General features: G+C 65.1%; 23 protein-coding genes. 15 read left to right on the top strand and 8 right to left on the bottom strand.

The window, feature by feature from the left end; translation table 11 throughout:
• Positions 1 to 110 precede the first annotated feature (110 nt).
• The 5 genes from AAGS40_RS22135 to AAGS40_RS22115 all read left to right on the top strand — a co-directional run bounded on the left by AAGS40_RS22135 (position 111) and on the right by AAGS40_RS22115 (position 4,740).
• The gene (locus AAGS40_RS22135; RefSeq protein WP_345814994.1) at positions 111 to 1,283 is read left to right on the top strand and encodes an extracellular solute-binding protein; all 1,173 of its coding nucleotides are present in this window, start codon (positions 111 to 113) and stop codon (positions 1,281 to 1,283) included.
• Positions 1,283 to 3,151, top strand: a complete 1,869-nt coding sequence (locus AAGS40_RS22130) for a diguanylate cyclase (protein ID WP_345814993.1) — start codon at positions 1,283 to 1,285, stop codon at positions 3,149 to 3,151. The genes AAGS40_RS22135 and AAGS40_RS22130 overlap by 1 nt, the downstream gene beginning before the upstream one ends.
• Positions 3,152 to 3,471: 320 nt before the next feature.
• A complete protein-coding gene (locus AAGS40_RS22125; RefSeq protein ID WP_345816543.1) occupies positions 3,472 to 3,780 on the top strand; it encodes a hypothetical protein in 309 nt (102 codons plus the stop codon).
• A gap of 14 nt (positions 3,781 to 3,794) precedes the next feature.
• On the top strand, positions 3,795 to 4,208 hold the full coding sequence (locus AAGS40_RS22120) for a hypothetical protein (RefSeq protein ID WP_345814992.1): 414 nt from the start codon (positions 3,795 to 3,797) through the stop codon (positions 4,206 to 4,208).
• Between the two features lie 70 nt (positions 4,209 to 4,278).
• Positions 4,279 to 4,740, top strand: a complete 462-nt coding sequence (locus tag AAGS40_RS22115; protein WP_345814991.1) for a lytic transglycosylase domain-containing protein — start codon at positions 4,279 to 4,281, stop codon at positions 4,738 to 4,740.
• 39 nt (positions 4,741 to 4,779) lie between these two features.
• Here the strand turns inward: AAGS40_RS22115 and AAGS40_RS22110 are convergent, their stop codons facing one another.
• The 7 genes from AAGS40_RS22110 to phnG form a co-directional block, all read right to left on the bottom strand.
• Positions 4,780 to 5,913 carry an alpha-D-ribose 1-methylphosphonate 5-triphosphate diphosphatase gene (locus AAGS40_RS22110; RefSeq protein WP_345814990.1) on the bottom strand — a complete coding sequence of 378 codons (1,134 nt, stop codon included), beginning with the start codon at positions 5,911 to 5,913 and terminating at the stop codon, positions 4,780 to 4,782.
• Between the two features lie 108 nt (positions 5,914 to 6,021).
• Positions 6,022 to 6,780: a phosphonate C-P lyase system protein PhnL gene (gene phnL / locus AAGS40_RS22105; protein WP_345814989.1), complete on the bottom strand. Its 759-nt coding sequence runs from the start codon at positions 6,778 to 6,780 to the stop codon at positions 6,022 to 6,024.
• An 8-nt stretch (positions 6,781 to 6,788) separates the two neighbouring features.
• Entirely contained in the window at positions 6,789 to 7,559 is a 771-nt protein-coding gene (gene phnK, locus AAGS40_RS22100) for a phosphonate C-P lyase system protein PhnK (protein ID WP_345814988.1), read from the bottom strand.
• On the bottom strand, positions 7,556 to 8,500 hold the full coding sequence (locus AAGS40_RS22095) for an alpha-D-ribose 1-methylphosphonate 5-phosphate C-P-lyase PhnJ (RefSeq protein WP_345814986.1): 945 nt from the start codon (positions 8,498 to 8,500) through the stop codon (positions 7,556 to 7,558). Before AAGS40_RS22095 ends, phnK begins: the two co-directional genes overlap by 4 nt.
• Positions 8,497 to 9,645, bottom strand: a complete 1,149-nt coding sequence (locus AAGS40_RS22090) for a carbon-phosphorus lyase complex subunit PhnI (protein ID WP_345814985.1) — start codon at positions 9,643 to 9,645, stop codon at positions 8,497 to 8,499. Before AAGS40_RS22090 ends, AAGS40_RS22095 begins: the two co-directional genes overlap by 4 nt.
• A complete protein-coding gene (phnH, locus tag AAGS40_RS22085; protein ID WP_345814984.1) occupies positions 9,645 to 10,256 on the bottom strand; it encodes a phosphonate C-P lyase system protein PhnH in 612 nt (203 codons plus the stop codon). Before phnH ends, AAGS40_RS22090 begins: the two co-directional genes overlap by 1 nt.
• Complete coding sequence (gene phnG / locus AAGS40_RS22080) at positions 10,256 to 10,753, bottom strand: phosphonate C-P lyase system protein PhnG (RefSeq protein ID WP_345814982.1); 498 nt, start codon at positions 10,751 to 10,753, stop codon at positions 10,256 to 10,258. The genes phnH and phnG overlap by 1 nt, the downstream gene beginning before the upstream one ends.
• A 181-nt stretch (positions 10,754 to 10,934) precedes the next feature.
• Here phnG and phnF point away from each other — a divergent pair, with 181 nt between their 5' ends.
• The 4 genes from phnF to AAGS40_RS22060 all read left to right on the top strand — a co-directional run bounded on the left by phnF (position 10,935) and on the right by AAGS40_RS22060 (position 14,355).
• On the top strand, positions 10,935 to 11,693 hold the full coding sequence (phnF, locus tag AAGS40_RS22075) for a phosphonate metabolism transcriptional regulator PhnF (RefSeq protein WP_345814981.1): 759 nt from the start codon (positions 10,935 to 10,937) through the stop codon (positions 11,691 to 11,693).
• Positions 11,690 to 12,412: a DUF1045 domain-containing protein gene (locus tag AAGS40_RS22070; RefSeq protein WP_345814980.1), complete on the top strand. Its 723-nt coding sequence runs from the start codon at positions 11,690 to 11,692 to the stop codon at positions 12,410 to 12,412. The genes phnF and AAGS40_RS22070 overlap by 4 nt, the downstream gene beginning before the upstream one ends.
• A gap of 2 nt (positions 12,413 to 12,414) precedes the next feature.
• Positions 12,415 to 13,005 carry a phosphonate metabolism protein/1,5-bisphosphokinase (PRPP-forming) PhnN gene (gene phnN, locus AAGS40_RS22065; protein WP_345814979.1) on the top strand — a complete coding sequence of 197 codons (591 nt, stop codon included), beginning with the start codon at positions 12,415 to 12,417 and terminating at the stop codon, positions 13,003 to 13,005.
• A 159-nt stretch (positions 13,006 to 13,164) separates the two neighbouring features.
• Positions 13,165 to 14,355 carry a M20 aminoacylase family protein gene (locus AAGS40_RS22060; RefSeq protein WP_345814977.1) on the top strand — a complete coding sequence of 397 codons (1,191 nt, stop codon included), beginning with the start codon at positions 13,165 to 13,167 and terminating at the stop codon, positions 14,353 to 14,355.
• Positions 14,356 to 14,529: 174 nt separating this feature from the next.
• Here the strand turns inward: AAGS40_RS22060 and AAGS40_RS22055 are convergent, their stop codons facing one another.
• Entirely contained in the window at positions 14,530 to 15,351 is an 822-nt protein-coding gene (locus AAGS40_RS22055) for an IclR family transcriptional regulator (RefSeq protein WP_345814975.1), read from the bottom strand.
• Between the two features lie 232 nt (positions 15,352 to 15,583).
• Between AAGS40_RS22055 and AAGS40_RS22050 the strand changes: the two genes are divergently transcribed.
• The 6 genes from AAGS40_RS22050 to denD are packed head-to-tail and all read left to right on the top strand — an operon-like array spanning position 15,584 to position 21,080.
• The gene (locus AAGS40_RS22050; RefSeq protein WP_345814974.1) at positions 15,584 to 16,288 is read left to right on the top strand and encodes a FadR/GntR family transcriptional regulator; all 705 of its coding nucleotides are present in this window, start codon (positions 15,584 to 15,586) and stop codon (positions 16,286 to 16,288) included.
• 60 nt (positions 16,289 to 16,348) lie between these two features.
• Entirely contained in the window at positions 16,349 to 17,257 is a 909-nt protein-coding gene (gene ltnD / locus AAGS40_RS22045; RefSeq protein WP_345814972.1) for an L-threonate dehydrogenase, read from the top strand.
• The gene (gene otnK / locus AAGS40_RS22040; protein ID WP_345814971.1) at positions 17,254 to 18,567 is read left to right on the top strand and encodes a 3-oxo-tetronate kinase; all 1,314 of its coding nucleotides are present in this window, start codon (positions 17,254 to 17,256) and stop codon (positions 18,565 to 18,567) included. The genes ltnD and otnK overlap by 4 nt, the downstream gene beginning before the upstream one ends.
• Positions 18,564 to 19,226: an aldolase gene (locus tag AAGS40_RS22035; protein ID WP_345814970.1), complete on the top strand. Its 663-nt coding sequence runs from the start codon at positions 18,564 to 18,566 to the stop codon at positions 19,224 to 19,226. The genes otnK and AAGS40_RS22035 overlap by 4 nt, the downstream gene beginning before the upstream one ends.
• 34 nt (positions 19,227 to 19,260) lie before the next feature.
• Positions 19,261 to 20,085: a 2-oxo-tetronate isomerase gene (otnI, locus tag AAGS40_RS22030; RefSeq protein ID WP_345814969.1), complete on the top strand. Its 825-nt coding sequence runs from the start codon at positions 19,261 to 19,263 to the stop codon at positions 20,083 to 20,085.
• Positions 20,086 to 20,099: 14 nt separating this feature from the next.
• The gene (denD, locus tag AAGS40_RS22025) at positions 20,100 to 21,080 is read left to right on the top strand and encodes a D-erythronate dehydrogenase (RefSeq protein WP_345814967.1); all 981 of its coding nucleotides are present in this window, start codon (positions 20,100 to 20,102) and stop codon (positions 21,078 to 21,080) included.
• The last annotated feature ends 284 nt before the right edge of the window (positions 21,081 to 21,364 follow it).

Genomic DNA, 21,364 nt, shown 5'->3' with positions numbered 1-21,364 from the left:
CATGGCGGCTTGAAATCGAGCGTAAGTCTGAACAAAGTCACGGAGCAACGCGCCCGCGAGGCCACGCGCGCGCGTGCATTCGTTGAACGTCTGTCTAAACGGTGTTGGGTATGCACATGATTTTGATGGCAGATGAATGGCGCGCGTGGAATGAGACGCCGCAGCCGCATAAGCCGGCGGCGGGCGCTCGTTTGAATCTGTTGAACCGCAACGGTTTTGCTGGCATTTTGACGCTCGCGTTGCATGCGCTTTTCTGTTTTGCGCTCGTTTCAGCGTTTTGTTTCGGCTCATTAAGCGCAGCGCACGCACAAGCGCGTGAAAGAGTGTTGCGTGTATTGGCGTGGCCCGGTTATGCAGACGACGACGTCGTTAAAAACTTCGAAGCCCGTTACAACGCCAGAGTCGAAGTAACGCTCGTCGATTCCGACGAGGCGCTGTGGTCGCAAATGCACGCCAAAACTCCGCCTCCGTTCGACGTGCTCGCCGCGAACACCGCCGAGATTGCACGTTATACGCAGGCCAATCTGCTTGCCCCGCTCGATCTGGCGAGCCTGCCCAACACGAGGCGGCAAGTGCCGCGCTTTCAGGCACTCTCGTCGATCGACGGCCTCACGTCGGCGGGCAAGGTGTATGCAATCCCGTTTACGTATTCGTCAATGGGGTTGATTTACGACCGCAGGCAGATTGCCGTCGCGCCGCGCTCGATGCTTGAATTGTGGAATCCGCGCTACCGCGGCAAGGTCCTCGACTTCAACAGCGCGCAGCACAACTTTTCGTTCACGGCGCTCGCGCTCGGATACGCGCATCCTTTTCAGCTCGACGCCAACCAGATGCGCACGATCGCTCACAAGCTGGTCGACCTGCGCCGCAACCTGCTCACCTATTACACACTGCCCGAAGAAGCCACCGCGTTCTTCATCCAGCACAAGGTCGCGCTGATGTTCGGCAATTACGGCACGCAGCAGGTCGAACTGCTGCGCCGCGCAGGCGCCGACGTGGGCTATGTGATTCCCGACGAAGGCGCGCTCGCGTGGCTCGATTGCTGGTCCATGACCCGTTCGGCGACCGATCGTCCGCTCGCGCTTGCGTGGATCAACTACATGTTGGACCCGGACGTGAGCGCGTTGCTCACGCGGCGGCAGGGACTCGCGAACACACTGAGCGCGCCGGTCGAAAGCAACGACCAGGCGCGCATCGTCTGGATCGGGCCGGTGGAAGACATCCAGCGTCGTGAGGCGCTATGGACACGCATCGTGTCCGGCGACCGCTCGGAGCGCTTCTGATGTTGCCATCCGGTCTCACGTTCAAACTATCGGTGCTGCTGGCATGCATTGGCGTGCTCGCGTCCGGCGCAACCGGCTATTACGCCTACCGCGCCAACCGCGCAATGCTGGTGGACGAAGCCGAGCACAGCCTGCTGACCTCGACCGAGCTGCTGGGCCAGCGCTTTTCCGTGGCAATCGACGATGTCGGCGCGGATGCCCTCGTGCTTGCGAGCTTGCCGTCCACCGCGGAGATTGTCGAGACCGACGACGGCCTCGGTCGAAGCGCGGGGCGTGAGCGGCTCGCACAGGTGTACTCGAGCTTCATGGTGCATCACCCGGAATTCCTGCAGGTGCGCCTGATTGCCCGGCAGCATCACGGGCTCGAACTGATCCGTTTCGATCGCGACGACGATGGTCTCGTGAGAGTGCAGGGCGCCGAGCTGCAGGAAAAAGGGCAGTTTCCGTATGTGTTCGAGACCCTTGGCTTTGCGCCCGGCCGTCTTTACACGTCGCCGATTTCCGTCAACCACGAATACGGCACGCACGCCGCGCAAGGCAAACCCACGCTGCGGCTGGGCACGCCCGTGGCGAGCGCGAGTGGCGAGGTGGTCGGCGTGGTCGTGATCGATATCGATCTGGGCGGTCTGCTCAAACGCCTGCAAAGCGATCTGCCGAGCGACTATCAGGTGTACCTGGCAAACGAGTGGGGCGATTTCCTCGTTCATCCGGACGCGTCGAAAACCTTCGGCTTCGACCATGGCCGGCGCGTGCTGATGCAGGAGAGCTTTCCCGTGACGAAGCCGCTCTTTACCCAGACGCAAGGCGAGGTGCTGCTCAACGGTCTTGGTCATCCGCATCAGGCTGCGGGCGAGGTGCTCGCTTTCGTGCGCAGGCCGTTCGGCGACTCCGAAGGCAACCGCTTCATCGTGCTTGCGCTCGGCAAGCCGCTTGCCGACGTGCTGGCCGGCGCGCATCTGCTCGGCAACGAGATCATCCGGATCGTGATCGTGTTCAGCGTGCTGGCACTGATTCTTGCCGTCCTGTTCGCACGCGCGTTGACGAGGCCGTTGCAAAGCCTCGCGTATGCGGCGACCCACCTGTTCGCCGGACACGCGATGGAAACGCTGCCGCTCACGCGCACCGACGAGATCGGCGTGCTCGCGCGCTGCTTCGACCGTCTGCGTCGCGAGATCAAGTCGCAGATGGACGTGCTGCACAACAAGCAGCGTGAGCTTGTTCACCTCGCCACGCACGACGTGCTCACTGGCTTGCCGAACCGCATGCTGTTCATGGACCGGCTGCAGAGCGCGATCAACGAAGCGACCCGGCGTGAAGAAGGGCTGGCCGTGCTGTTCGTCGACCTCGACCGTTTCAAGCAGATCAACGACCAGTTTGGTCACGCGGTGGGCGACAAGGTGCTGGCAGTGGTGGCGCGACGCATCAGGCAGGTGCTCTGCTCCGCCGACGTGGTCGCGCGGCTTGGCGGCGACGAATTCATCGTGCTGGTCGAAGGGCCGCGCTCGGCGGAGGCGGCGCCTGCGATCGCGTCACGTGTCGTGCAGGCGCTGAACGAAGAACTGGTGGTGGACGGCCAGAGTATGACGGTGGGCGCGAGTATCGGCATCAGCCAGTATCCGGACGACAGCAGCACCCCGGAAGAACTGTTGCTCAACGCCGACGCCGCGATGTATGCGGCGAAAACCGGCGGCCGCTGCGCGTACATGCGGTATCGGGATGTGCGTGACGCGCTGGGGCGCGCCGAAGTCGCGCACGCACAGGAGACGGCGCGGCTGCGGGAAGGTCACGCCGCAGTGGCGTCGGATCCCGCGCAGGTTCAACCCGGCGAGAACGCATCGGCAGGCCGCGAAGCCGAGCCGACCGCCTGAGCGGGGAGAGCGGGGTCGCACATTTTCATTGGGCGCGATGCGTCGTCGATCGTGGCGCGGACGCTGACCAGGCTTTCGGAAAGTTTTTCTGGTCACGAGACAACTCTCCCCGTGAACGGGAATTCACCGCACATGGCGGCAATCGTTTGCGCCGTTCTTGAGGCAAGTCTTTTTGATTTTTGCCGGACCGTTTTTCAGCTCTCAACTTTCCGCGGCGCGCTGCCGAAAACTGGCTTATAGCAACGGGATTGACGGAGAGCGCCGTGAAGCGACGCGTATGGATGGGATTGGCGGTGCTGGCGCTGGCCGGGTGCGCGCCGATGCCCGTGCAGACAGTAGCCCATAAGGACAGGGCGCCCAACGAGGTCATCGGCTTCGAGCTTCCGCCCGACGCGCTCGGCGCACGCGACCCCCAACTTTCCGCCGTGCTGGCGAGAGCCGGGGCGCTGGCCGCGGCGCAGACGCAACCCGCGGTCGTGCTCGTCACCGCGCTGGGACAGGATTTCACCTATCTGAACCAGGCCGTCTGGAAGGGCGTACCGGCGCAGCGGGCTGCCCGGGTCAGCTTCGAGAATCGCGTCGCGGGCGTCGGGCAGCCTTACAGCGTATCCATCCGAACAGTTCAATAAAGGAGGCAAAGGTGATGGTCCGGATGTCTCTGCTGACGGTCGCCATGCTGCTGACCGTTCCGGCCTTCGCGGGCCAGGGCGCGGCTTCGCAGGTCGCGGGCGCGCCGTCTGGCACGCTGTCGAGCACGCTTCCAGGTGCGCTCCCCGGCACACTTGCCGGCGCGCCCGGTGCCGCATTCCAGGCCGCTCTTCCCGCAGCCGACAAGGTCTATCCGCCGTTGCCGACGCTCGCCATGCTGCCGCCTTCGGGTACCGACGATGACCTGCCGGTCAAGCCATCGTCGCGCCGCAAAAAAGCGCGTGTGCCTGCCGCGGTGCAGGAGCATAAGGCGCCGCCTGCGCCCGTGGTGCGCCTGATCGTGTCCGACGCGTCGCATGCCTACCTCGACGCTGTGCAACGTCAGATCGACGAGGCGCTCGCAAAGTAAGTGTCACGGCGCACGCCGAAGCACATCTGTTTCCATGAATTTCAATCGCTGCAAAGCGAAAGGATGCCTCATGTCCTGCAGACTGATCAAACTGTCATGCACCGCGCTAGCGGCGTTTCTCGCGTGCATCTGCACGAGCGCCCACGCCGCCGACGACTGCTTCAACGAAGCCGCCGCCTATCAGGGCGTCAACCCGTGGGTGCTGCGAGCGCTCGCCTGGTACGAGTCGAAGGGTGACGCGGCCGCGATCCATCAGAACGCGAACGGTTCGATCGACGTTGGCCAGTTGCAGATCAACTCGGTCCACTTTGGCGACCTCGCGCGCCAGGGCGTGCCTCACAACGCATTGATCGACCCGTGCGTGAACGTGTACGTGGCCGCGTGGCTGCTCAAGCAGAAGATGGTCAAGCACGGCAACACATGGCGCGCGATTGGCGCCTACCACTCCGAAACGCCGCGAGCGCGTGATGCTTACGCACGCGGCATCCAGAAAGTGCTGGTTACCTGGGGGCAGTTGCAGTCCGATCGCTAGACCTTTGGTTAGCGAAAAACTGCCCCGGCGTTCCGCTTTTCAGACGATCCGTGCGCCGGCCCGGTAGGTGGCGCGCGGCACCGGCAGCCTGTCGAGCATCGTCACGCGCACGAAGTCCGCGCGCAGGCCGCGCTCGATGGCTCCGCGATCGTGCAGACCGGCGGTACGCGCCGGTTCCGCGGACACAGTCGCCATTGCGCGCGGCAGCGACCAGCCGGCCTCGTAGACCAGTTCGAACACGGCGGTCAGCAGGCTGGACGGCACATAATCCGACGACAGAATATCGAGCAGATTCGCGCGAGCCAGTTCGAGCGCGGACACGTTGCCCGAGTGTGACCCACCGCGCACGATGTTCGGTGCGCCCATGATCGTCGAGATGCCGTGTTCGCGGGCCGCCTCGGCGGCCACGCGCGTGGTGGGAAATTCGGCCAGCACGATGCCCTCTGCCTTGGCCTGCTCGACGTGCTCGATCAGTGTGTCGTCATGGCTCGCCACCGGAATGCCGAGCCGCTTGCAACGCGCGACGATTTCATGGCGATGTGCGTCCGCGTAACGTTCCTGTTCCACGGACAACTGAACGAGGGCGGTGGCCACAAGTTCGTCGCTCAGTTTCCCGTTACGCTCCTGGAAACGGCGCCATTGCTCGTGGTCATGCCACTGGCGCTGACCGGGCGTGTGATCCATGACCGATGCGAGCCTGAGCAGCGGGTGCGCGCACAGCGTATCGAATACTTCCACGACGTCGGCCGTCGCGATCTCGCAGCGCAAATGCAAAAAATGTTCGGCACGCAGCAGGTTGCGTCCGGAAAAGCGCGTGAGCGCTTCGGCGCATTGCGTTTGCTGATCGCGGCCGCGCAGTCCCACATTCGAACGCGAGCCGATTGCGAGCGCGTCGAAAACGGTGGTGATGCCGGCGGCAGCGACTTGCGCGTCGTGAATCACGAAGGCGGCATCGGTATTCCAGTGCACGCCCGGACGCGGTGCGAGGTGCTTCTCGAGATTGTCCGTATGCAGTTCGATCAAACCCGGCAGCAGATAGTCGCCGTCCCAGTCTTCCGCTTCACGTGCCGACGTGGTGCCGCGTTCAACGTCACGGATTACGCCGTCTTCGACGCGCAGCACGCCGGTGAATACTTCGTCTCGCGTCACGATGCGAGCGTTCCTGATCAACATCGACTTGCTCCGTAGTCAGTCAGACTTCAGTTGTGCCGCCATGCGCTTTGTACCTGAACGTATGGCGCCAATGTAGTGTGTGATGCGTCGCGTACCGCCGTTGCCTGCTCAGTGGCGCTGCGGCGGCCGCAGTTCAAGGCGGCGCGTGGCGACCTTGTTGCGCGTGTCCTCATCATGAAAGATGCCGACGATCGCCGCCCCCCGTTCGCGTGCTTCGACAATCAGGTCGGCGACCACGTCGCGATTCTCCGCGTCGAGCGAGGCGGTCGGTTCGTCGAGCAGCAGCAGCGGATGACCGGCAATCAGCCCGCGCGCAATGTTCACGCGCTGCTGTTCGCCGCCGGAAAACGTGGCGGGCGCGAGCGTCCACAGGCGCTGCGGCACGTTCAGCCTGGCCAGCAGGCTGGCCGCGCGAGCGCGCGCTTCGTCTTCACTGACGCCGCGGGAAATCAGCGGCTCGGCGACGAGGCTCAGCGTCGGCACTCGGGGGATCACGTGCAGAAACTGACTCACGTAACCGACGACAGTGCGGCGCAGTTTCAGCACGTTATGCGGTGGCGCGCCGGTGATCGCGACGGGTTGACCGTCATCGGCCGCGTCGCGGATCACGATCGAACCGGTGCTCGCCAGATAGTTGCCGTACAGGCAGCGCAGCAGCGTGCTCTTGCCCGCGCCGGACGGCCCGACCAGCACGACGCATTCGCCGCGCGCGACTTCGAGCGAAACGCCGGCGAGCGCTTCGATCTGCACGCCGCCCTGGCCGTGCAGCGTGAAGATTTTACCGAGGTTGTCCGCGCGCAACATGAGCGCGGCGTTGTCGACGAACGCGCGTTGCGTGATGTCGTGGTTCCTTTCAGGAGAGTGCATTGTGAACCTCAAACCGGCAGAACCGAGGAAACCAGCGTTTGTGTATAAGGGTGCTGCGGGTCGTCGAGCACCTGATCGGTCAGACCCGCTTCGACCACTTCACCGCCTTGCATGACCATCAGCCGATGCGCGAGCAACCGCGCGACGCCAATATCGTGCGTGACGATCAGCACCGAAAGATGCAGCGTGGACGTGAGCGTGCGCAGCAAATCGAGCAGACGGGCCTGCACGGAGACGTCGAGACCCGCTGTCGGTTCGTCCATGAAGACGAGTCGCGGACCCGTGACCAGATTGCGGGCGATCTGCAAACGCTGTTGCATGCCGCCGGAAAACGCGGCGGGCAATTCGTCGATGCGCGACGCGTCCAGTTCCACGCGCTCCATCCAGTGCGTCGCCGCCTGGCGAATGTCGCCATAGTGACGCGCGCCGACTGCCATCAACGGTTCGCCGATGTTCGCGCCAGCGGACACGCCACTGCGCAGTCCGTCGCGCGGATTCTGCTGTACGAAGCCCCATTCGGTGCGCATGAGCAGCCGTCGGCGCGGTTCGGACAACGAAAGCAGATCGAGCTGTTCGCCATGTGTCGCGGTGTAGTGAAGCGAGCCGCTATCCGTGGGCGTCTTCAGCGCAAGCGCATTGAGCAGCGTGCTTTTTCCCGAGCCGGATTCGCCGACTATACACAGCACTTCGCCGGGATACAGATCGAAACTGACGTTCCTGCAACCGTTGCGGCCGCCATATTGTTTGGTGAGCGAACGTGCGCTCAGTAGCGGCGTCATGCCGATTCTCCGTTGTGCGCCCCGTGTGCCCGCGGGTTTGCTTCGCCGCCCGGCAGTTCGGGATCCCGATCGCCGCGACGCTCGTGGCAGTAGTCGCTGTCCGAGCAGACGAACATGCGTTTGCCCGCATCGTCGACGATCATCTCGTCGAGAAAGCTCTCCGTCGATCCGCACAGCGCGCACGCGTGATCCCATTTCTGCACTTCGAACGGGTGATCGTCGAAGTCGAGACTGCGGACTGGCGTGTACGGAGGAATGGCGTGGATGCGCCGCTCGCGGCCCGCGCCGAACAGTTGTAACGCGGCATTCATGTGCATCTTCGGATTGTCGAACTTCGGGATGGGTGACGGCGACGCGAGGTAACGCTGATTCACGATGACCGGATAATCATACGTGGTAGCGATGCTGCCATGATGAACGATGTCCTCGTAAAGCTTCACGCTGATCAGCCCATAGTCGGCGAGCGCGTGCAGTTTCCTGCACTCGGTTACGCGCGGTTCGAGCCTGAACAGCGGCTCGGGCATCGGCACCTGATAAACCAGGATCTGCCTGTCGGTCAACGGTGCCTCAGGAATGCGATGGCGTGTCTGAATGATGGTGGCCTCCACCGTGCGGCGCGTCGTGGCAACACCCGTGGTGCGCGCGAAAAAACGGCGGATGTTGACCGCATTGGTCGTTTCGTCGGACCCCTGATCAATCACCTTGAGCGTGTCATCCTTGCCGATGATCGCTGCGGTCACCTGAATGCCGCCGGTGCCCCAGCCGAACGGTAGCGGCATTTCGCGCGACGCGAACGGCACCTGATAACCGGGCACGGCCACCGCTTTCAGCAGCGCGCGACGCAGCATGCGCTTGGTTTGCTCATCGAGATACGCGAAGTTGTAACCCTCGGCCGCGCGGTCGTATGACTCGGTGACGAGAGAGGTGTCGGGCGCATTCATGCGGCGTGCTCCTTGTCGTGCGGGTTCGCTTGCCTGCCATTGTCAGCGGTGTGTTGCGCGCGCAACCGCCGCACGAGTTCGAGTTCGGACTGGAAGTCGACGTAGTGCGGCAGTTTCAGATGCTGCACGAAACCGGATGCCTCGACGCTGTCGCTATGCGAAAGCATGAATTCGATGTCCTGTGTCGGCGAGGCGATCGTCTCGCCGAGTTCTTCCGCGCGTAACGCGCGGTCCACCAGCGCCATAGCCATGGCCTTGCGCTCCGAGTGGCCGAACGCCAGCCCGTAGCCTTGCGTGAAGGTGGGCGGCACGTCGCCGCTGCCGGAAAACTGATTGATCATCTGGCACTCGGTGATATCGAGCTCGCCGATATCGACGGCTTCGCCCAACTCGTCCAGTTCCATTTCGACGGCAATCGTACCGAAGCGGATCTCGCCCGCGAACGGATGCGAGTTCGCATAGCCGCGCTGCGTGGCGTAACCCATGGCGAGCAGAAAACCTTCATCGCCACGCGCGAGATTTTGCAGGCGCGTGGCCCGGCTCGCGGGAAACGCAAGCGGCTCGCGCGACAGGTCGCCGGGCTCCGGTGCGCCGGGCGTCGGACGCTCCTGCTCGATCAGCCCTTCCTTGTCGAGCAGGCTGACGACGCGCGGCATCGGCTCCGTTGCGGTCTGTGCTGAAGGCGCTGACGGCGCTGAATGTCTGTCGGGCGGCGCGGACTCGTGATGTTCTTCGCCTTCGGCGAGCAGCGCGAAATCCAGCAGACGCTGCGTGTAATCGTAAGTCGCGCCGAGCAACTGGCCGCCGGGCACATCCTTGAACGTGGCCGAGATGCGCCGTTCGACCTGCATTGTTTCGGTGTCCACAGGGTGTGTGTAGCCGAAGCGCGGCAGTGTCGTGCGATAGGCGCGCAGCAGAAAGATCGCCTCGACCAGATCGCCCGCCGCCTGCTTGATCGCCAGCGCGGCGAGTTCTTCGTCATACACCGAGCCTTCGGTCATCACGCGTGAAACGGCAAGGCGCAGTTGCTCGCGAATCTGCGCGACGCTGATTTCGGCAAGCCGCGTGTCGCCGCGGCGCGCCTTGTCGAGCAGCCGCCACGACGCCTCGATAGCCCGTTCTCCACCTTTGACGGCAACGTACATCAGTTCACCTTTGCTTGAGTGGTGCGCGGCAGACCGAGCAGTTCATAGCCGCAAACCAGATAACAATCGATGCCGCACGGAAAAAGCGGCGCGAGCGCGGCGCGTTCGCGCCAGAAATGCTCGGGCAGGCCGAGCGGCGCAATCGTCGCGCTGTGCTGTATGCCGGGACCGCTCAGCACGATGGGCGCGCCGCCGTTGAGCGCGTCGACGCGAATCAGTACGGTAGCCGCCTGCTCGGGCGATTCGGCCGCGCCGAGCGCGAAGCTTTCCAGCGCAGGCAGCGCCGACGCATCATGGATATACGCAAACACGGCGTCTTGCGGTTCGTCGACGAGCGGCGCGCCGGTGTGAAAGCGCAACGCCGAGCCCAGCGCCGTGTCCGCTTGCGCGAGCCACACGGGCGTTGCGTAGTCGCATAACGTGAGCAGCGCGGCAAACGCGGCGCGCGCCGCACGGCTTGCGCGCACCTCGGGCAGCACGTTGTCGACAATACCAATCGTGCCTGGCCGCGACAGCGCGTCGAGCAGCGTGCGGAACACCCGCTGCGTGTCGTGAACCGGGTCGGCGAAACCCGGCGTCAACGTGGACAATGCAATGTGCGAGTTTTCCATCAGTCGCCCCGAACCATGGTGAAGAATTCGACGCGCGTAGCCGCCGCGTCCTGACGACGCGCGGCGCGTTGCGCGGCCTGTTGCGCCGCGAACGGCTCGATCAGTTCTCGATGCAGCACAGCGTGATGCTCGGGCGTTTGCAGCAGCGCATCAGCGAGCGCGGCGAGTTCCGCGCGACGGCGGTCACGGCCCAGATGACACGCGACACCGACAGCCGCCTCCGCGCCTTCTGTTGCCCGCAAACGCAAGGTTGCGCGCGTGACCGTGGCCTCGCCCAGATTGAACGGATCGCCACTGCCGCCGACGCGGCCGCGCACCATCGCGAGGCCGATCTCCGGCGGACGCAGCCAGTCGTAAGCAGGACGCGGCATACGTTGCAGCGCGTGGTTCAGCGCGGCTTCGAGTTCGGCGCGCGGCGTGCGGGCCAGCACGGCCATCCATGCGCGTCGCAAGGTCGAGGACGGCGGGGTGCAAGAGGTGGCGTGAGAGGCGCTCATTGGAGTTCCTGTTGATCCAGCGTATGAACATTTGACCATCTATTCATCTAAACGTCTAGACGTTTAAGCGTACACTTGCAGAGCGTTGTCGCGCCGGGCGGATGTTTCATATTTTCATCACGGCTGGCGCACTACAATGCTCTTCTTGCCGGATATTTGAACTCAGGGGAATGACAGCACCATGACATCGAACGACAACGCGACGCCGGGCACGCTGCTCGAACGCGGCGCGGGCGTTGCCGTCTGGCGGCAGATCGAGCAGATTCTCGCGGCGGAAATCGCCGCCAGCGGTTTTGGCGAAGAAGGCCGTCTGCCGAGCGAAGGGGAACTGGCCAGGCGCTTCGACGTGAACCGCCATACCGTACGCCGCGCGATGCTCGGGCTCGCCGCGCTCGGCCTTGTCAGCGTCGAACAGGGCCGGGGCACATTCGTGCAGCCCGGTGCCATCGACTATACGATCGGCAAGCGCACCCGCTTTACCGAGAACCTGCGCCAGCAGCATCACGCGGCGGCCGGTACGATGCTGTCCGCCGCGCGAGTGAAGGCGGAGCCGAACGTGGCGAAGGCGTTGGGCCTGCGCGCCGGCGCGCAGGTCTACCGGATCGAAACGCTGCACGAGTCCGACGGCGTACCGCTCACGTTCGCGCGCAACTGGTATCCGGCGGCGCGTTTCGCCGACCTGCCGCAGGCGATCGAGCGCACGGGCGGCATCACGAAGGCGTTCGCCGAATTCGGCGTGACCGATTATCTGCGCAAGTGGAGCCGCATCGGCAGCGTGCTGCCCGAGCCCGAAGTGGCGCGGCGCCTGAATATCAACCGGCAACAGCCGGTGCTGTGGGTCGAAAACGTGGACGTGGATCTGCAGGGCACGCCGGTCAAATACGGCTTCACGCATTTCGCCGCGGACCGCGTGCAACTCATGGTGGAGCACGACGTATGAGCGGCGCGGTGTGGCCTCGCGATGCGCGTTTTGCGGTGTACTACGCGCCTTCGCGCGAGTCCGCGTGGTGGCAAGCCGGTTGCGCGTGGCTCGGACGCGATGCGCAAAGCGGCATGCTCTGCACCGCGCCGCAGCCAGACGACCTTGCACGTCCGCTTGCGGAGCTGACAGGCGCGCCACGGCGTTACGGCTGGCATGGCACGCTGGTCGCGCCGTTCGGGTTGGCCGCGGGCATCACGCAGCACGACGTCCTGGAGGCCACGCGCGAATGGGCGCTTACGCAAAGCGCGTTCACGGTGCCGGTCGAAGCGGCCACGCTCGGCGATTTCGTGGCGCTGCGTCCAGCTGAACCCGAAGGCGAGGCGAAGCTGCGTGCCGTCGCGGCGAGCGCATTGCAGACGCTGAATGCGTTGCGTGCGAAACCATCGGCTGCCGATCTCGCACGCCGGCTTGCCGCGCCGCTGAGCGAACGGCAGCGCGCGTTGCTGACCGAGTGGGGTTATCCGTACGTCTTCGAGGAATTCCGTTTTCACATGACGCTGTCCAGTTCGCTCGCCGACGCCGCCGAGCGCGCGTCGCTCGTCGCATGGTGGCGTGCGCGAATCCCCGCACTTGGGGCGCTCGAAATCGATCAGGCCGCGCTCTTTGTCGAGCCGGCTCCGGGCGAGCCGTTCGTGCTGTGGCAGCGCGTGCCGTTTCAGACCCGCGAGGTGAAATAACAATGGCAGGTCGATTCATATACGTCATGGGGCCGTCCGGCGCGGGCAAGGACTCGCTGCTGGGCTATGCGCGCAAACGGCTGCTGGGCGAACCGGTGCTGTTCGCGCATCGCTACATCACGCGGCCGAGCGGCAATGGCGAGGAGCACGTCGCGCTCACCGTCGAGGAATTCGCAGTCCGGTCGGCGCTCGGCCTGTTCGCGCTCGAATGGTCGAGCCATGCACTGCACTACGGCATCGGCATTGAGCTCGACGCGTGGCTCGCACGCGGCTGCACGGTGGTGGTCAATGGCTCGCGGCAGCATTTGCAGCATACGTTGCAGCGCTATCCGCATACTGAGGTCGTACACGTAGACGCCGCGCCGCACATTCTCGAAGCACGCCTCGGCGCGCGCGCCCGGGAGTCGGCGGAGCAGGTGGCGGCACGACTCGCGCGCCGCGCGCCGTTTTCATTGCCTGACGGCGTGCGGTGCACGACGATCGACAACTCCGGCTCGCTCGAAGCGGCGGGCGAAGCGCTGGTGGGCTTCATGATGAAGGAGGTCGCAAGCGGCGAGGCGCCGGAGAGCCGGACGGGTTCAGCGCCGCGGTGAGGCCGCCCGACGTGGAGCCCCGAACGCGCCAACGGAGATCGCGGCGAGCGGTGATCGCGAGGCAGCATCTGCCCGCCCGCGTCACGGCAACAACCGGCGTTGCTATAGTGGCTGTCTGTTCGCCGCGTTCGATGCGGCGGTGTCCATGGAGCCCGAGAGATGAGCGAAGCCGCACGTTTTACTGAAGTGTCCGACCTGGCGCCTGCCGCCGAAAGCCTGCGCGAGATCCGGCATCACATTCACCACCATCCGGAACTGGCCTACGAGGAAGTGCAGACCGCGGCACTGGTCGCGCGCAAGCTGGAGGAATGGGGCTGGCAGGTCACGCGCGAAGTCGGCAGAACCGGCGTGGTGGGCACGTTGAAGGTGGGCGACGGCAAGCGCAGCATCGGCATTCGCGCGGACATGGACGCGTTGCCGATCATCGAGCAGACCGGGCTGCCGTATGCGAGCGGCACGCACGGCAAGATGCATGCATGCGGCCACGACGGCCACACCACCATGCTGCTCGGTGCGGCGCAGCGCCTTGCCGCCACGCGCAACTTTTCCGGCACGGTTCATCTGTATTTCCAGCCGGCCGAAGAAAGCGGCATCGACAGCGGCGCGATGAAAATGATTAACGACGGCCTCTTCGAGCGGTTCCCGTGCGACGCGGTCTTCGGTCTGCACAACCATCCCGGCGAGGAACCCGGCGTGCTGCTGTTTCGCAAGGGCCCCTTCATGTCGGCGGGTGACAAGGCAATCATCACGATTGAAGGCGTGGGCGGCCACGCGGCGCGGCCGCATTTGACGGTCGATCCGGTGGTGATCGCAGCGAGCATCGTGATGGCGTTGCAGACGATCGTTGCGCGCAACGTCGATCCGTCGCAACCGGCGGTGGTGACGGTGGGATCGATGCATGCGGGCACCGCAAACAATGTGATTTCCAGCGGCGCGAAACTGGAACTGAGCGTGCGCTCGTTCAGCCCCGACGTGCGCGCGTTGCTGAAAAAGCGCATTACCGAGCTGGCCGAATCGCAGGCGGCCAGCTATGGCGGCAAGGCAGTGGTCGACTATATCGAAGGCTATCCGGTCGTCATCAATTCGGATGCCGAAACCGATTTCGCGGTGGAGGTGGCGCGCGAACTCGTCGGCGAGGACAAAGTGGTCGCGCAGACCGACATCCTGATGGGCAGCGAGGACTTTGCGTTCATGCTTCAAAAGCGGCCCGGTACGTTCCTGCGCATCGGCAACGGCGCAGGCGAGGACGGCTGCATGGTGCACAACCCGCACTACGATTTCAACGACCGCAATCTGCCGGTGGGCGCCGCGTTCTGGACGCGCCTCGTGGAGCGTTATCTGGCGCAGTGAGAGGCGCGAGGCGCCGCATACGCCGGTCCGCGCAACGTAGACCGCCGCTGGCGTCTCCATTACGCGGCGCCATGCCGATCCGCACGGTATGCGCAGCGCGCGCGTCGGCCCCGTTGCGCCCGTCGGCGTCGTACACGCTGAACCGGACCGCCCGCTGCACAGCGGGTCAATCCGTTATCCGCGTCGCGCGACCATCTCCGACACGGTCTGCGCGGCTTGCTGCAGCGGTTCCAGAAACGCCTTCACCATCTGTTTCGCCGAATTGCGCTGCGCATTGCCGCTGATGTTCATCGCGGCGATCACGCGCCCCTGGCGGTTGCGGATCGGTGCGGATAGCGAAATCAGTCCGCCCTCCAGTTCCTGATCGACGATTGCCCACCCCTGGCGGCCGACCTGCGCGATCAGCCTCTTCAACTCGTCCTTGTCCGTGACCGTGCGCGGCGTGTGCGCGTAAAGCGGCGCCGAGCTGAGCGTCGCCTCGAGCGCGTCGTCGTCGAGCGCGGCGAGGAGCACGCGGCCCATCGACGTGCAGTACGCCGGCAACCGGCTGCCGATCGACAGGTTGATCGTCATGATCTTGTGCGTCGGCACGCGCAGCACATACACGATCTCAGTGCGGTCGAGCACCGCCGCTGAACAGCTCTCGTGAACCTGTGCGGATAGTTGCTCCATGACCGGCTCCGCGAGATTCCAGAACGGCATGGAGGTCAGATAGGCGAAGCCCAGATCGAGAATCTTGGGGGTGAGGCGGAACAGGCGGCCTTCGGCTTCCACGTAGCCGAGTGTTTGCAGCGTCAGCAGAATGCGGCGCGCGCCTGCGCGCGTGAGACCCGTGGCGGCGGCGACGTCGGTGAGCGTCTGTTCGGGGCGCGTTGCGTCGAATGCGCGAATGACGGCAAGGCCGCGCGCGAACGATTGCACATACGAATCGCCCGGTTTGTCCGGGGCCGGTTCGGCGCTGGCGGGAACGGCGGAAGACGGCAGGACTTTGCTCATGGACCTTGATCGATGCGTTCGAAAAGCGCGGACGGTGCGCAGACAGCCGCCGCCCATGTCGGCCGGCCACCATGCTGCGCAAAGCCGTGACGATAGCTTAAGCCTTTTAATTCGCCAAATTGGAGCGCGGGAAGCAGAGGCGGCAAGGCGCGACGAACTACGGGTTTGCATGGATGCGGTGCGCGCTGCAAATTTGTATGATGACCCGACAACATCGCCCATGAAGGCTTGCATGTTCGAAAAAATCCCGACGCGCGCGCTGAGCGACACCGTCGCCCAGCAGCTGCTCGAGCAGATCGATAAAGGCACGTTCGCCCGCGGGGGCAAGCTGCCGACCGAAGCCGTGCTGGCGCAGCAGTTCGGCGTGAGCCGCACGGTGATACGCGAGGCGATCTCCCGGCTGAAGAACGAAGGCGTAGTGGAACCCCGCCAGGGCAGCGGCGTGTTCGTCGGCGGGCTTGGGACGCTCAGACCGCTGCGAATCGACTCTGCCGAAGCGGCCGAAGCCGGTTCGGTGCTGCAGATTCTCGCGCTGCGCCGGGCGATCGAAGCGGAAGTGGCGTCCGAAGCCGCGCTGCGCCGTAGCGAGGCCGACATGGCGTCGATCGACGCCGCGCTTGCCCGGATCGACGCCGCCGTGCTCGAAGGCGACGACGGTGTCGCCGAGGACGTCGCGTTTCACCGCGCCATTGCCGTGGCCACCGGCAATCCGTATTTCCTCAAGACGCTCATTTTCCTGAACCAGTACCTCGAAGCCGGCACGGTCATTACCCGTCGCAACGAAGCGCTGCGCGAAGATTTCTCGCGCCAGGTGCGCGATGAGCATGCGGAAATCGTCGCCGCGATCCGCGCAGGCGATGCCGCCGCGGCGCGCACCGCCGCCACTTCGCATATGAACAACGCGGCGCGGCGGCTCGCGCAGGCAGGCATTGGCTAGTTCCACGGCGCCGCGCGGGGTGCCGCGCGCTCCGGTTCAATCAATCGCAGGAGGTCTTGCATGTCCAGAAACGTCGGTGTGATCGGTCTTGGAGCGATGGGCATGGGCGTCGCGCGCTCGCTGTTGCGCGCGGGCTTCCGGGTTCATGCGTGCGACGTGCGCAGTGACGTCCTGCGGGCCTTCGCTGAGGCGGGCGGCGTCGGCTGTTCGTCGCCCGCGGAACTCGGCGCACAGTGCGACGTGGTCATCACGGTGGTCGTCAACGCGGCGCAGACCGAGGCCGTGCTGTTCGGCGAACAGGGCGCGGTCGCGTCGATGAAACCGGGCGGCGTGGTGATCGCGAGCGCGACCGTCGCGCCGGCTGTCGCAACAGAGTTGGGCCGGCGCGTCGAAGCGGCGGGCTTGCAGATGCTCGACGCGCCGCTATCCGGTGGCGCGGCGCGCGCCGCCTCGGGCGAGATGACGATGATGACATCCGGTCCCGCCGCCGCGTACGCCGCGTGCGAGGACGTGCTGGCGGCGATGGCCGGCAAGGTCTACCGGCTGGGCGCGGAGCACGGCGCGGGGTCGAAAGTGAAGGTCATCAATCAGCTACTTGCAGGCGTGCATATCGCGGCGGCCGCCGAGGCCATGGCGCTCGGCTTGCGCGAAGGCGTCGATCCCGAAGCGCTCTACGAGGTCATCACGCACAGCGCCGGCAATTCGTGGATGTTCGAAAACCGCGTGCCGCATATCCTGAAGGGCGACTACACGCCGTTATCGGCGGTCGATATCTTCGTGAAGGATCTCGGCCTCGTGCTCGATACCGCGCGCGCCTCGACATTCCCGCTGCCGCTTTCTGCGGCCGCGCATCAGATGTTCATGATGGCGTCGACGGCCGGGCACGGCGGCGAAGACGACTCCGCGGTGATCAGGATTTTCCCCGGCATCGATCTGCCGGTCTCGAAGCAGGCAGAGGAGCCCCAATGACGTCAGCTACACAACGCGCGCTGCTGGGTTGCATCGCGGACGACTTCACCGGCGCGACCGATCTCGCCAACATGCTCGTACGTGGCGGCATGCGCACGGTGCAAAGCATTGGCGTGCCGGCGTCAAACGACATCGTGGATGCCGACGCGCTGGTGGTCGCGTTGAAGTCGCGCACGATACCCGCCGCCGACGCGGTCGCCCAGTCGCTCGCCGCGCTCGACTGGTTGCGCGCGCAAGGTTGCCGCCAGTTCTTCTTCAAATACTGCTCGACGTTCGATTCGACCGACGCCGGCAACATCGGCCCCGTTGCCGATGCACTGCTCGATGCGCTGACCGGCGAGCGCGATGCGAAGGCGGCGTTCACGATCGCGTGTCCGGCGTTCCCGGAGAACGGTCGCACGATCTATCGCGGGCATCTGTTCGTAGGCGATGTGCTGCTCAACGAGTCGGGCATGGAAAACCATCCGCTCACGCCGATGCGCGACGCGAACCTCGTGCGTGTGCTGCAACGGCAGACGCGCTCGAAAGTCGGTCTCGTGCGTGATAGCAGCGTGGCCGGGGGTGTCGCTGCCGTGCGCGATGCCTTTGACGCGTTGCGCGACGATGGCGTGCGCATGGCGATTGCCGACGCGGTCTCCGATGCGGACCTGTACGTGCTCGGCGAAGCCTGCGCCGATCTCACGCTCATTACCGGCGGCTCGGGCATTGCACTCGGCCTGCCGGGCAACTTCCGGCGCGCGGGTTTGCTGATGGAAGCGACCGATGCGGCGTATGTGCCGCGCGTCGAAGGTCTGTCGGCGGTTCTAGCGGGGAGCGCCTCCCGGGCGACGCTTGCGCAGGTCGCCGCGTGGCGAGAATCGCGGCCCGCGTTTCGGATCGATCCGCTCGCGGCGGCGCGCGGCGAGCCAGTGATCGACGAGGCCCTGGCGTTTGCGCAGACGTATCTCGACAACGCGGAGCCGGTGCTGATCTATGCGAGCGCCACGCCGGAAGAAGTGAAGGACGTGCAGCGCCGGCTCGGCGTGAACGAAGCGGGGCATCTGGTCGAACACACGCTGGCTGAGATCGCGCGCGGCTTGCACGCGCGCGGCGTACGCCGCTTCGTGGTGGCGGGCGGCGAAACCTCGGGCGCCGTCGTGCAGGCGCTGGACGTGCGCACGCTGCGCATCGGCGCCCAGATCGAGCCAGGCGTGCCGGCCACCGCAACCACGGGCGCTGATCCGCTCGCGCTCGCGTTGAAGTCCGGCAATTTTGGCTCGCCCGACTTTTTCGGCAAAGCCCTGCGTCATCTGGAAGGGGCCGCGTCATGAGCGTCGCGCCCGCCCTTCATGCCGCTGATGAGACACGCATCCGCGAAGAAATCTGCGTCATCGGTGCGAGCCTTTATCAGCGCGGCTACACCACGGGCAGCGCGGGCAACATCAGCGCTCGGCTCGACGACGGCTGGCTCATCACACCCACCGATGCTTGTCTCGGCCGGCTCGACCCCGCCGATATCGCGAAAGTGGATGTCGACGGCCACGCGGTGTCCGGCGGCCGGCCCTCGAAAACGCTCGCTCTACATCGCGGCATCTATGCGCACAACAGCGAGGCGCGCGGCATCGTGCACACGCATTCGACGCATCTGGTCGCGCTGACGCTTGCGGGCGTCTGGAACGAGCACGACGTGCTGCCGCCGATCACCCCTTACTACGTGATGAAAGTTGGCCATGTCCCGTTGATCCGGTACAGCCGCCCGGGTGATCCGCAGGTCGCGCAACAGATCGCCGCGCTCGCCGCGTCGGTGCGCGCGGTACTGCTCGAACGCCTGGGGCCAGTGGTGTGGGAGCGCTCGGTGTCGCAGGCGGCCTACGCGCTCGAAGAACTGGAGGAAACCGCGCGCCTGTGGCTGATGACGAACCCGCGCCCGGCGCCGCTCGACGCCGCCGCGCTCGACGAATTACGCAATCAGTTCGGCGCGCGCTGGTAGGCGCGTCCACCCGCTCATTTTCTGGGAGACCTTCATGCCTCGCTTCGCCGCGAATCTGACGATGATGTACACCGAGCACGCTTTTCTCGACCGGTTCGCCGCGGCGGCCCGGGATGGCTTCAAAGCGGTGGAATTTCTGTTTCCGTACGACTTCCGCGCGAACGAAATCAAGGCGCGGCTCGACGCGCAGGGCTTGACGCAGGCGCTCTTTAACGCGCCACCTGGCGACTGGGCCGCAGGCGAGCGCGGGATCGCGTCGCTGCCGGGCCGCGAGGACGAGTTTCGCCGCAGCGTGGACACGGCGCTCGACTATGCGCGCGTGCTCGGCAACCGCAAGCTGCACGTAATGGCGGGGCTGATCGCGCCGACTCAATCGCGTGAGAAGCATCGCGACGTCTATCTGAAGAATCTCGCGCACGCGGCGCAGGTTGCGCAGGCCGAAGACATGACCGTAGTGATCGAACCGATCAATACGCGCGACATTCCGGGTTTCTTCCTGAACCGCCAGGACGACGCGCAGGCAATCTGCGCGGAAGTCGGCGCGCCGAATCTGAAAGTGCAGTTCGACTGTTATCACTGCCAGATCGTCGAAGGCGATCTCGCGAGCAAGCTCAGGCGCGATTTCGCCGGCATTGGTCATATCCAGATTGCGGGCGTGCCGGAGCGGCATGAACCCTCCATCGGCGAAGTCAATTATCCGTATCTGTTCGATCTGATCGACTCGCTCGGCTACGACGGCTATATCGGCTGTGAATACCGGCCGCGCGCGGCCACGTCGGCGGGACTCGGCTGGCTCGAGCCGTATCTCGACGCCAATCCTGACGCCAGACCGGACGCCAGTCCGAACGCGAATCGCTAATAAAGGGCAACTCCATGAAAGCACTGATCACCGGCGGCGCGGGTTTTCTCGGCCAGCGTCTTGCGCGCGAACTGCTGGCGCGTGGATCGCTGAAAGATGCGCACGGCACGCCGCAAGAGCTTACTGAACTCGTCCTGCTCGACGTGGTGGCGGCCGATGATTTCGGCGACAACCGTGTCCGGGTGGAAGTGGGCGACATTGCCGAGCCGAACGTGCTGGATCGTGTAATCGACGCGCAAACGCAGGCCATCTTTCACCTGGCCGCAATCGTAAGCGGCCAGGCGGAGGCGGACTTCGATCTCGGCATGCGCATCAACATGGATGCATCGCGCTTGCTGCTCGACACCTGCCGGCGGCGCGCGCACGTGCCGCGCGTGGTGTTCACGAGTTCGGTCGCGGTGTATGGCGGTGATCTGCCGGACGTCGTGCAGAACGACACGGCGCTCAATCCGCAGTCGTCGTATGGCGCGCAGAAGGCGATTGCTGAACTGCTGCTCAACGATTACACGCGGCGCGGTTTCGTCGACGGACGCGTGCTGCGGTTGCCGACCATCAGCGTGCGACCAGGACGACCCAATGCGGCGGCGTCGTCGTTCGCGAGCGGCATCATTCGCGAGCCGCTGAACGGCGAGGCCGCGGTGTGTCCGGTCGCCGGATCGACGCGTCTGTGGCTGCTGTCGCCGCGCAAGGCGGTCGAGAGCCTGATCGCCGGTCTCGAACTGGACGCCGCCGCGCTTGGCAACCAGCGCGTGCTGAATCTGCCGGGCATTTCGGTGAGCGTCGATGAAATGGTGGCGGCGCTGCGCGAAGTGGCGGGTGACGAGGTCGCGAAGCGCATCGTATGGGAGCCGGATGCGCGCATCGAAAAGATCGTCGGAAGCTGGCCTGGGCGGTGGGACACGGCGCGTGCCGAGCGGCTCGGACTCGCCGGCGAGCGCAGTTTTGCGGACGTGATCCGCAGCTATATCGCGGACGAAGGCATCGAAATCCGCTAGTCAACCGGTTCATTCGGCCTGTTGCGCGCTGCCGCGGGCGAGGGCCGCGGCAGCGCGTATTCCCTGATGCCGTTCCGGCTTTGCTTGACACCCTTTCCGCGACGCGCCTATCATCGAGACTCGTTGTTCGATATATGACCGTATGTTCGTATATAGAACAAAAGCCGCCGAGGTTCACGCTCGTCGCCGGTCAGCCTGCGCAAGACCGAGTCGGCATCGGGCGCGCACGCAGCCGGCTTGCGCCGAGCCCACCCCGGCTTCGGCACCACGCGTTTGCCCTTGGC

It is taken from the genome of Paraburkholderia sp. PREW-6R (assembly GCF_039621805.1).
Lineage (GTDB): Bacteria > Pseudomonadota > Gammaproteobacteria > Burkholderiales > Burkholderiaceae > Paraburkholderia.
Note: the sequence above shows the minus strand (reverse complement) of the source record. Positions and strands in the feature narration are given on the sequence as shown.